We start from the raw sequence: 9,312 nt of genomic DNA on the forward strand, positions 1-9,312 counted from the left end.
CTGTAACCAGTTTTTTGCTGTAGCACTAAGGACTCACGGTTTAACCCCGTGTATGCACCCACCTCTTTTAAAAAACTCTGACCTAACACTTTTTGCAGCGGTTGTTGCCAACTATGCAGCTCATTTAAAAATGAATCCGACAACCGTTGCCGTTCTGGTGCTTGGTTACTTTGCCTAAGCTTTTGTTCAAACTCCGCTAATTGTCGCTTGCTTTTACTCACCGCCATTTTGATAAAGCGATTTTCTGGGGTATCGACACTCAGTTGCTTTTTTTCGACTGCATAGCGTTTATCGTACTGGCCATTCGCAAAGTCTTGCTTTACTTGCTCCGCTAACTTATGAGGCAGACGGCCTTTTAATTTGGCTGCTTTAATATTGGCCACTGTAGGTTGCAAACGGCTATGGGGTGAGGCACAAATCACTTTTAAGCCTTGCTCAAAGCGCTCCCGTAACGCGGCAAAATTAGCCAACCACATAAGTGGAAAATGCATGCGTTGTTGGCTAGTTGCTGCGTCTTGTTCTGTTTTTTCTACCAAGCTAAAGCGCCAAAGGGGGTAAACTTTGTCTATGGCTTGGTACATGGCGGGCAAGTCTTGGTGCAGTGCCATTTTGGTTGGCAGCACTTCAAAGGCTATGTGCTGAGTTTGTGTTTTGCCATTGTGCTCAAAGGTAAGTGGCAAACGTAACCAGCCCACATCATTGCCGGTATTAATGGTGCCGGTTAAACGTGCGGGCACCACGCCCCTTGCGGTTTTTACTTCGGGGGCAAAACGAAATGCCTCATTCACGCTTTGGCTGCGATGGGTTAACCGCGCATGAGTTACTTCACTAAAAAAGACCCACTCAAACTGGTACTGAGTATTCTCAAAAAACAGCGGGGAATTTAATGTAAGCTCAGCGTGTTTCGCTAAACCATTGGCAACAAGGTCATTTTCGGCTAAGTCACTTTTATCTAACCCACTTTGTACCAGATCATCTGCAACTAGCCCTTGCGGTTCAATAGCACTGATCAGCTGCGCCGCTGGCGCAAAGCGCAATTCATAGCTAGGTTGCGTATGATAAGCGCTCACCCTATGTGCCATTGTATTCTGGTACACGCTCAACCGCTGGCTAATATTATTCGCCCAGACCGAAAACTCAAAGTCAGGGGTTTGTAATCGTATTAACTCTGGCATTCCCTACCACTCCTTACACCATCACTGTACGGGTTCTGCTTATAGGTTGCATTCATTGCAAAAAGCATCAAACAACACCAACCCATTAAGGCCAGAAACTGGTGAAGGTGGCACTGGCTAATCGCTCGCTCATCCACTTCAACTTCGCTTTTGAACGGCAAGGTATACGAAGTACTTTTTCCCCTTCAGTAGCACCATCAGCCACTATTTTCTCGCGATACAAGTCAGGGCGTTGATCCTTATCACCTTGCTCTGCTTGCCAAAGAGGGGCTAACTGGTCTGAAAGCACAACGCCAAGCTCTTCCAGCAAATCCTTGCGATTTGATGTAGTCAGTTTGTCGGTATCGCCTTCAATACGCGGTAGAACCTTACACATCATAAAGTCGTCCCATACAGCTTTTAGAGTCAGGTCATCTTGTGGTTGGCTGCTAGCAACCGCAAGCAGCAGCTCATTAAGCGCACGAAATGCCAATTCAAACGGGGTATTTTTTAGCACCGCATTAACGGCCGATAAAAACGCAACCGTTTTTGTGCCATCAACATCAAACGTATCAGCTAAATCTGCTTTGCTGGCGCTTGACCAAATAGGATAGCTAAGGCGTTTATTGCAGCTGGTTGGGGTGAAAAAGTCGTTATAGTCGTTAGGGAAAAACGCACCAAAATCAAAGCTCAGCGCTCGGTCAATCACTTTGCGTGAAAAGCCATGGGTGGTTTCATCCATATTCACCGTGCCCGCAACAAGCAGGTTAAACGGAATACCTAAACCATACTGGCAAATATCTGCCCACAGCTCATCGTATTGCGCGTCATCAAAACCTAGCGCTTCGCGTAGCTTTTTTTTGTCCGCAACTTCTTTAATGGTGGCGGGTTTTAAAAGCGCGTCACTGCTGTAGGTAAAGCTATCACCTGCCCAACACCATTCGCGGGTTTCCAGCACCGACAAATAATCGGCAAAATACTGCTCTACAGGGGCAAGGTTCATTTCATCCAAGCACAGCCAGTAAGGTAATACCTGCTCAAGTACAACACGCTCACCTGATACCACTAAGCGTTTACCTAGGTCTTCGTACTCTTGCACTTCAACGGTTAAACCACTATCAGCAATCGCACGCCAAGCTTTGGCGATAAATTGCAATACATCCGTGGTGATGTATTCCGCAGTGCCATTTAAGCGTGAAATATATCCGAGTAAATCACTCGGCTCATGCCAGTCAGGGCGCACCGAGGTTAAACAATAAGTTTCAGCAAACTGCCCCGAGCTTTTTGCTTGTTCGCGCACAAAACGGGTTTTACCTGTACCAGAGATACCTGCGAGAAGGAGGAATGGTTTGGATAAAGCTTGTGCGTTACTAACTGCATGTGCATGTTGCGAATACTGATTAGTATCTAAATTTACATCTGCATATATATCTAACAGTTCTGTTAGGTCAGAGGTAAGAGTATCTTCATCAGGCATATTTTCCAGAGGATAAAATTTTGCACCAGCTGAAGCCCACTCATAAGATCGGCCTAATGTTGTATTAGAGCGTAAATCAACTTTCTGGTCCCAAGCATTCAGTCGACTATCAAAACTCCTTATGTTATTGCGTAGTTCCTCAGCTTTTTGCCTTGCTAAAGCTGTTCCATATTGTTTCTTAAGCTCTGTAGTTCCAAAACCCAACGAGAGATAAACACCACTACCGTCTGAACGAAACAAATAAACAGGATAAATACCGGACTGCGTTGACTCTGTAATTGACGGGTTGAGTATCGAGAGCCAAGGTACGTCGGCCCAATTCCCAGCGCCAGCACTCGCTTTGATTAGGTAATTAGCTGGAGATGGCAGCTTGCTTTCAATTGCTTTAATTAAATCTTGTCTTAGTAAATTGGCTATTGGATGGCTCGTAAACTGCTCATTTTTTGCTTGTTCCCAACCACCTGCTATTTCTGTTAAAAGTTGTCTTAAACTCATACGTATCCTTTATACTAAGACCAAGAATTTTTGGTATTGCAGCTCTATTTTTTTTGGTTTTGCATATCCTGAAGATGCCAACTTTACGATGCCCAAATTATCTAATGTTTTTAATGTTCTCGACACATTGCTGACCGCTCGGTCTGTAAGCGTGGCTAGCTCAGTGACCGATTGTGGCTGTTGTTCGGCGATTACTTTTAACAACTGCTGATTTTCTTTCGACAGCACATTGGCCACCGATTTCAGGGAGTCGAACCAGATATCAACGGGGTAATCGGGGTCAGGCGTTTGCCCTTTGATCCCAATTACGCAACGTGGTTGTTTTGCGTTTTTCATTACTTTACTCAGATTTTTTGCCTGCACTCTCTACTTGCCTTCTTCACTCACAAAAGGCCACTGCCAGCAAAAGCGTAAAACAGCATTTAAACAATCAAAAGACTGTACGCTTATACATAGCCCTAGCATCTTATCAACTACTGATAATATCGCAAGATTATTTTCCATCATTCAGTGCAATGGCGATCACCAATCACTGCAATTACACAATCAGTACACTAGCGGTATTGTCTGCGTTGGACTTCAAGCATCGCTAGCTATTTATGTTGACTGGCGGTGCACTGCAAGGCGACAAGCCTACACAGGATTAATCGCCTTTTTAGTCATCCAAGATGCTGCCTTTCACGCAGTACATACGTGGGCGGGTATTGTCGGGCAGGCTGACTTTGCGCTGTGGCCGATTACCATCAGGGATTAGGTAGCCTGCGGCCATTAGTGATTTAGCTGCGCGATCTGGGCTTAGGCCTTCGGTGGCTTCACGCCAGCCGGTTGGGTAAAACAGGTAGAGGGTTTGTGGACCAGAAGTATCAAGCCAACCCGCACGCTGGCGTACTTGGCTGCTGTAACCGGTTTGTTTGGGAGTAAAACGGCTTTCGCCATGTTGCTCAATAAAGCTACGCACTTGGCGAATCGCTTGTTGGTCTTCATTGGCGGCCACACCACCGCGGGCAAGTATCCATTGGTTAAGCTGGCTTAAACAGGCAGCTTCGACACTTTGAGCTGGCCAATCAAGTACTTTGGCTTGAATGGCTAACAGGCCAGCGCTGGCCAGTAAGGCAAATTTTTCGGCGACTCGGCGCACTTGGCCGTCTGACTCGGGAGGTAAACTGGCTAAAAAGCGTTGGCGTACGTTTTGGAAAACGGGGCACACCTGCGAGCTGTGCTGCGTTAAATACCGTAACCAATCCAAGGCCAAGCTGCCGTAATGTTGGCGGCTTTGCTGTTTTAGGTGATCGGCTAAATCGGCGGCGTTCATACCATGACTCTGGTTAAACACGCCCATTTGCGCTCCAGCATCGGCACTGAGATCAATCACTCGCACTTGCTGGCCGGCTTTTACGCGCTTGCCGATACTGGCCAGATGGCTTTCAAGCGTCACTTCGCCAGTGGATAAAAACACCAAACGCCAACGGGCGGGTAAACGCATTTCACCGTATTTGCCTGCTCGAGTTTTACCTTGGCCATTAGCAAGCATATAAGCGACATCGCCTGCCTCTTTTGGGTCAACTTCGCCCATTTCATCGAGCGCCAGCAAGGCATCGTTATGCGCTAATGCTGTGCCTTCTAAACCGTTGGCCGTGGCACGCCAACTATGGCGCAATTGATTAGGCTCGCCCCACACTGATAACGCCGGATACAGCGCCGCGGTTTTGCCAGTACTGCTGGCACCGTAGAGGTGTAAACCAAAACCATCCACCCCGCACAAATGCAACAATGGAGCGGCCAGTGCAGCGCAGACACCAACAATTAATAGCGGATTATCCAGACAATAACGGCCAACGTGCTGCCGCCAACTGTCGCTACTACCTTGTTGAATAAAGCCTTCTATCGGGTGCATGGTTTGCAGCACCATGCGCGGGTTGTTGCTGTGTTCGCTTGGGTAAAAAGTGAGGCGCGGATGCACATAAGCGTTATGATGCCAGCCAATGCAGTTGACGCTGATGGCCTTTTGCGTGGCCAGTTCGCCCATTTGTTGAATAAACAGTGAGAGCAACTGCCGCGCTTTGACACTGTTGCTTAGCCGCATGCCTCGGCTGAGTAGAATTCGGCGGTACTCGCTGCCATCTCCGGCCAATAGTTCTGCGGGCATAGCCCAGTAGCGATGGCGATTGTCATCGTCTAACCAGTGCAATAAATAGCCGTAGTTGTCTCCTTGCGGATCGCGGGTGCGGGCGGCCACTTGCAACCAAGAGCAGATTTTAACAGGGCTATCTTGCCCTGCTGGTTGCATCACCAGCCAGTTTTGCGCGTTATAGGCAAAACCAGCCGGTAATGTTGGCGCGCTGTTATTCATCTCACTTGCAGGTAACGGGGTTGATGCTGATGATTTATCCACGGCCATAAGCAGCACCGATACGGCGGGTTTCAATCCACTGGTCGATATCGCTTTCTAACCAGCCCACCGCACGCGCGCCAATACGAATGGAACGGGGAAATTCACCGTTGGCCATCAAGGCATAAATGGTGCTGCGGCCAAAGCCTGTTTTGGCCTTTACCTCGGGCAAGCGCAAAATCCGCTGCTGACGCGCTGGGTGTGTTGATGTGGTGGATGATTGTGTAGTTGGGTTCATCGTTTGCTTCCTCACTGATCTGTTAAGTTCAGTTAGGAGTTTGCCAGTACTAAACGGACGCAGTAGGCAGATAAATGCCCAGATCGTGCAGCTTTCTGAGGGTACAAGTAGCTACTTGCCCCAGAATTTACATAATGCCCCAAGTCATAAATACCCTGTGGGCAGGGTTAGCGTATTGCTAAGTGGCGTGAATTAAGGCTTTGCCCAGACTGCCCCAAAAGCCCAAAGGGTAAGTGCCCAAAGCCATCTCAAAAGGGAAAGCCTTGCCCAATTAGAACGCCACAACACTTTTATGCGCATAAAAATGTAAAATTCCGCACTTTTCTGCGCGTAAAAGTGTAGACTGAGTTATACTACAGGCAGTTAACAGTCTTAATTGGCGGGAAATGACAATGCAGCGCAACTTACTCAACGCCCTAATAGCTTGGAAAAGTCAACCTGTGCGCAAGCCATTATTGATCGATGGCGCAAGACAAACAGGTAAAACCTATCTACTGCAAGAGTTGTTTGGGAATACCTTTGCCAACATCCTTCGTATCGACTTCCTTGAAAACCCAGCTTACAAAGAAGCGTTCGATGGCTCGTTGTCACCTGACGAGCTAGTAATGAACATTGAGTTGTTAACCAACCAAGCGTTCAATCCAGACACCGACTTGCTGATATTAGATGAAATTGGCGAATGTGAACGAGCCGTAACTTCGCTGAAGTATTTTGCCGAAAAAGCACCGTCCTATTTTGTCGCAGCCAGCGGTTCAAATATTGGTTTGCTCAACACCTTCCCTGTGGGCAAGGTAGAACAATACAATTTACGACCACTGACCTTCCAAGAATTTATTTACGCATCCAACGAGCAAACACTGATCAAAGCATTTGATAGTCAAGCAAGCACACCGGCGGTGCACACTAAATTGATGGATAAACTAACCGACTATTTTTTTACCGGTGGTATGCCGGAAGCCGTTTCTGCTTGGTATCAGTTTAAGGATTCAAGCATTCTAGAGCGTGTTGAAAAAGTCACAAAAATTCATGCCGATTTAGTTGAAGGTTATCGCCGCGATTTCGGTAAGTACGCGGGCAAGGTCGATGCCACACTGATTGAATCGGTGTTTAATAGCATTCCAGCCCAACTATCACTTGTCAGCGATGAGTCAGTTAAACGCTTTAAATTTAAGCATGTGCATGAGCGTAAATCTCGTTATAGCGATTTTGAAACCGCGATCCATTGGCTTAACTGCTGCCGCTTAGCTTTGCCAAACTACCCTATTGAAGGATTACCTAAATCTCCGTTGGCGGCCTATAAAAAAGACAATATGGTTAAACTATTTCTGTTTGATGTGGGCCTGCTCAATCATATGCTGGGCAGCACTTATAAAGAGATTAAGCAACAAAACTATGAATACAAAGGCTATGTGGCTGAAAACTTTGTGCAACAAGAGCTCACAGCTATTGGCGTTGACCCAAGCTATTCATGGAATGACGCCCGCGCCGAAATCGAATTTATTTTGGCGACCGATGAAGGCGATATCATCCCTGTGGAAGTCAAAAGTGGTAAACGTACAAGAGCAAAATCGTTGGCATCCTACGTTGAAAAGTGTACTCCAAGTAAAACCTTTAAGTTAACGGGTACACAAGGCTCTTCAGCGTTAGAACAAACCAATATCGTGATGCCTTTGTATTTCACGCAGTATTTACCACAGAGATGGTAAAAGCGCGTTGCTTAGACCCCGAGGTCTACACAAAGTGACTTCATAGTTAACAATTTGTAGACCTTTGGTGGGCTTACAACCTTTCAACCAACCCTCAATCGGTTTTTTGCTAACGTCATTTGGCCAGCCTATCGCCTCATCGTTTAAAGCAAATCACTCAAGCGATTTAACAGTGCTTTACGGCTATTATTCGCCACAACAAAGCGCTTAAAACGTTGTTTAAACACTGCTTCATCCGCTTTGAACTGATAGGCCTCAAACAGCTGATGCAAATAGCGTGATGCCGCATCATAACCACTGGCGCAAGTTCGATCCGCTTGCTCTTGTGCTTGCTGCCAGTAGTGCTCACGCCGATTGTAAACATCCGTCAACGCTTGTTCTTTTTCTGCTTTTTTAATAGCCATTTTCTTTGCGAGTGCTGCGGCTTGCTCTTGCTGTAATTGGCTTTGCGCTTGCTCGATAAAAGGGGAAATTACCTCAGGGGTTAACCAGTATTGATAGTTCTCGTCTGTGTTGACAGGTTCTTTTCGCGTCAGCGCTAAAGCTTGGTGACGAGTTAACTGGCCTTGCTCAAACAGCGCGCGTAATAGCGTGTCTTTCTCAACTTCCGTGAGATTGTTTAGCCACGTATCAAACTGAAACTGGGCTTGTTTGGCTTGATGGCTGGGTTGTGCGTTCAGCACCATGGCGAGTGCCTTAACCAACCCTAAGGGAATATCATAGAGTGCCGCAAACGCCTGCTCCTCTTCACTGAGGTGCTCAAAATCGAATTGAATTAACGGCACTCGCTCAACGTCATCATTAAAATCAAACGCTTTGAGCCACATGAAGTACACTAGGCGCCAATCCCCTTGCATTAACCCGCTGCGTAACCCAGCTAAATGCTGGAAAAATTCGTCGGCATGCTCATCGTCAAAATATTCGTCATACTCCTCAAGGGAAAAAATCAGTAACTGCCACTCATCGTTTTCGTGAACATGAAGCCCATCACTTGAAAAGCCAAGTAAAGCTTCAGGGAGCGTTCCTGCTGGTAGCTTGATGTAGGCAACGATTGAGCCCCAATCGGCATAGTAAAAACCAATATCAAAGTATTTTAATATCAGCTCAGAAGGCTCCGCCTTTAGGTCACTGTAGGTGTAATACACCTGAAAGGACGTAGCGCTGATCTCGGCACGGCTTGAAATGGCTCTGAGTGCTTGACGTGCTTTAGCATCTAAATACCCATCCAGACGCTCAAATTTATAGTATTGATATTCGCTCACGGTGACCTTGCTATTTATTTATTGTGAATTGAAAAGTTTGTTTTACTTTCATTGAAAAAGCGCTGCATTTTCCTGTTTGCGCTGATCCAATGTCTTAGCAATCGCAGACACTGTTGTTTTACTGATCCCTTGCTGCTGTGCCAGATACGTAAATTGGCTGATGGCTTCTGCGACTTCTTCAATAACTTGCTTTGCCTCATGCCAACTCCCATAGCCAGCACTGGTCGCTAGTTTTTGCATCACCTTAAGCGGTGGCGCTTTGCCATAACCGCCGAACGCAGTGGCGTGTTCGTTGAATGGATGTAGGCTGTAGGTAACATCGTAAAAAGGGGCAGGATCCCATTGACCGTCATCCGCTTGCAAAAACGCCCAGTTTTTACTGTGGTCGTCTTGGTTAGACGACAGCAGGTTAAAAATGGCGCGGCGAAATTGCAGCTGTCCGGCGGCTGGTGATTTACACAACTGACGGCTGGCTTTAATCAAATCAATGTAATCTAAACTTGGCGTTCGAAAGTCTGCATCCAGTAGCCCGCAAGCGCTGTGCATATGCAATCGACCTGCACTGCGCTTGCTGCCTGTGTCGGCCTGTTC

The 9,312-nt window shown here is 46.9% G+C and carries 8 protein-coding genes; 1 reads left to right on the top strand and 7 read right to left on the bottom strand.

The genetic code is table 11. The features are described from left to right. The 5 genes from QTO00_RS09175 to QTO00_RS09195 form a co-directional block, all read right to left on the bottom strand. Positions 1 to 1,175 (bottom strand): DUF2357 domain-containing protein (locus tag QTO00_RS09175; RefSeq protein WP_331424438.1); only part of this gene is annotated, 1,175 nt, incomplete at its 3' end. Positions 1,176 to 1,260: 85 nt separating this feature from the next. Beyond that, the gene (locus QTO00_RS09180; RefSeq protein WP_331424440.1) at positions 1,261 to 3,126 is read right to left on the bottom strand and encodes an MrcB family domain-containing protein; all 1,866 of its coding nucleotides are present in this window, start codon (positions 3,124 to 3,126) and stop codon (positions 1,261 to 1,263) included. 9 nt (positions 3,127 to 3,135) lie between these two features. Then, a complete protein-coding gene (locus QTO00_RS09185; RefSeq protein WP_331424442.1) occupies positions 3,136 to 3,462 on the bottom strand; it encodes an HVO_A0114 family putative DNA-binding protein in 327 nt (108 codons plus the stop codon). A 319-nt stretch (positions 3,463 to 3,781) separates the two neighbouring features. Continuing rightward, a complete protein-coding gene (locus tag QTO00_RS09190; protein ID WP_331424444.1) occupies positions 3,782 to 5,524 on the bottom strand; it encodes a DUF927 domain-containing protein in 1,743 nt (580 codons plus the stop codon). Beyond that, the gene (locus QTO00_RS09195) at positions 5,511 to 5,768 is read right to left on the bottom strand and encodes a helix-turn-helix transcriptional regulator (RefSeq protein ID WP_443088914.1); all 258 of its coding nucleotides are present in this window, start codon (positions 5,766 to 5,768) and stop codon (positions 5,511 to 5,513) included. The genes QTO00_RS09190 and QTO00_RS09195 overlap by 14 nt, the downstream gene beginning before the upstream one ends. A 377-nt stretch (positions 5,769 to 6,145) precedes the next feature. Between QTO00_RS09195 and QTO00_RS09200 the strand changes: the two genes are divergently transcribed. Beyond that, on the top strand, positions 6,146 to 7,459 hold the full coding sequence (locus QTO00_RS09200) for an ATP-binding protein (protein ID WP_020744584.1): 1,314 nt from the start codon (positions 6,146 to 6,148) through the stop codon (positions 7,457 to 7,459). Between the two features lie 143 nt (positions 7,460 to 7,602). Here QTO00_RS09200 and QTO00_RS09205 read toward each other — a convergent pair whose 3' ends face one another. Together QTO00_RS09205 and QTO00_RS09210 are read right to left on the bottom strand one after the other, a co-directional pair. Beyond that, positions 7,603 to 8,721 (bottom strand): hypothetical protein, encoded by a 1,119-nt coding sequence (locus QTO00_RS09205; protein WP_084998202.1) that lies wholly within the window; start codon positions 8,719 to 8,721, stop codon positions 7,603 to 7,605. A 48-nt stretch (positions 8,722 to 8,769) separates the two neighbouring features. Further along, positions 8,770 to 9,312: type II toxin-antitoxin system HipA family toxin (locus tag QTO00_RS09210; RefSeq protein WP_331424446.1), on the bottom strand; the 543-nt coding region annotated here is incomplete at its 5' end.

Source organism: Vibrio sp. M260118, from assembly GCF_036533755.1.
Taxonomy (GTDB): domain Bacteria; phylum Pseudomonadota; class Gammaproteobacteria; order Enterobacterales; family Vibrionaceae; genus Vibrio.

Excerpts from the sequence above, each read along its gene's own strand:
- QTO00_RS09180 (WP_331424440.1), bottom strand. The coding sequence starts at position 3,126 with ATGAGTTTAAGACAACTTTTAACAGAAATAGCAGGTGGTTGGGAACAA.
- QTO00_RS09185 (WP_331424442.1), bottom strand. The coding sequence starts at position 3,462 with ATGAAAAACGCAAAACAACCACGTTGCGTAATTGGGATCAAAGGGCAA.
- QTO00_RS09190 (WP_331424444.1), bottom strand. The coding sequence starts at position 5,524 with ATGGCCGTGGATAAATCATCAGCATCAACCCCGTTACCTGCAAGTGAG.
- QTO00_RS09200 (WP_020744584.1), top strand. The coding sequence starts at position 6,146 with ATGCAGCGCAACTTACTCAACGCCCTAATAGCTTGGAAAAGTCAACCT.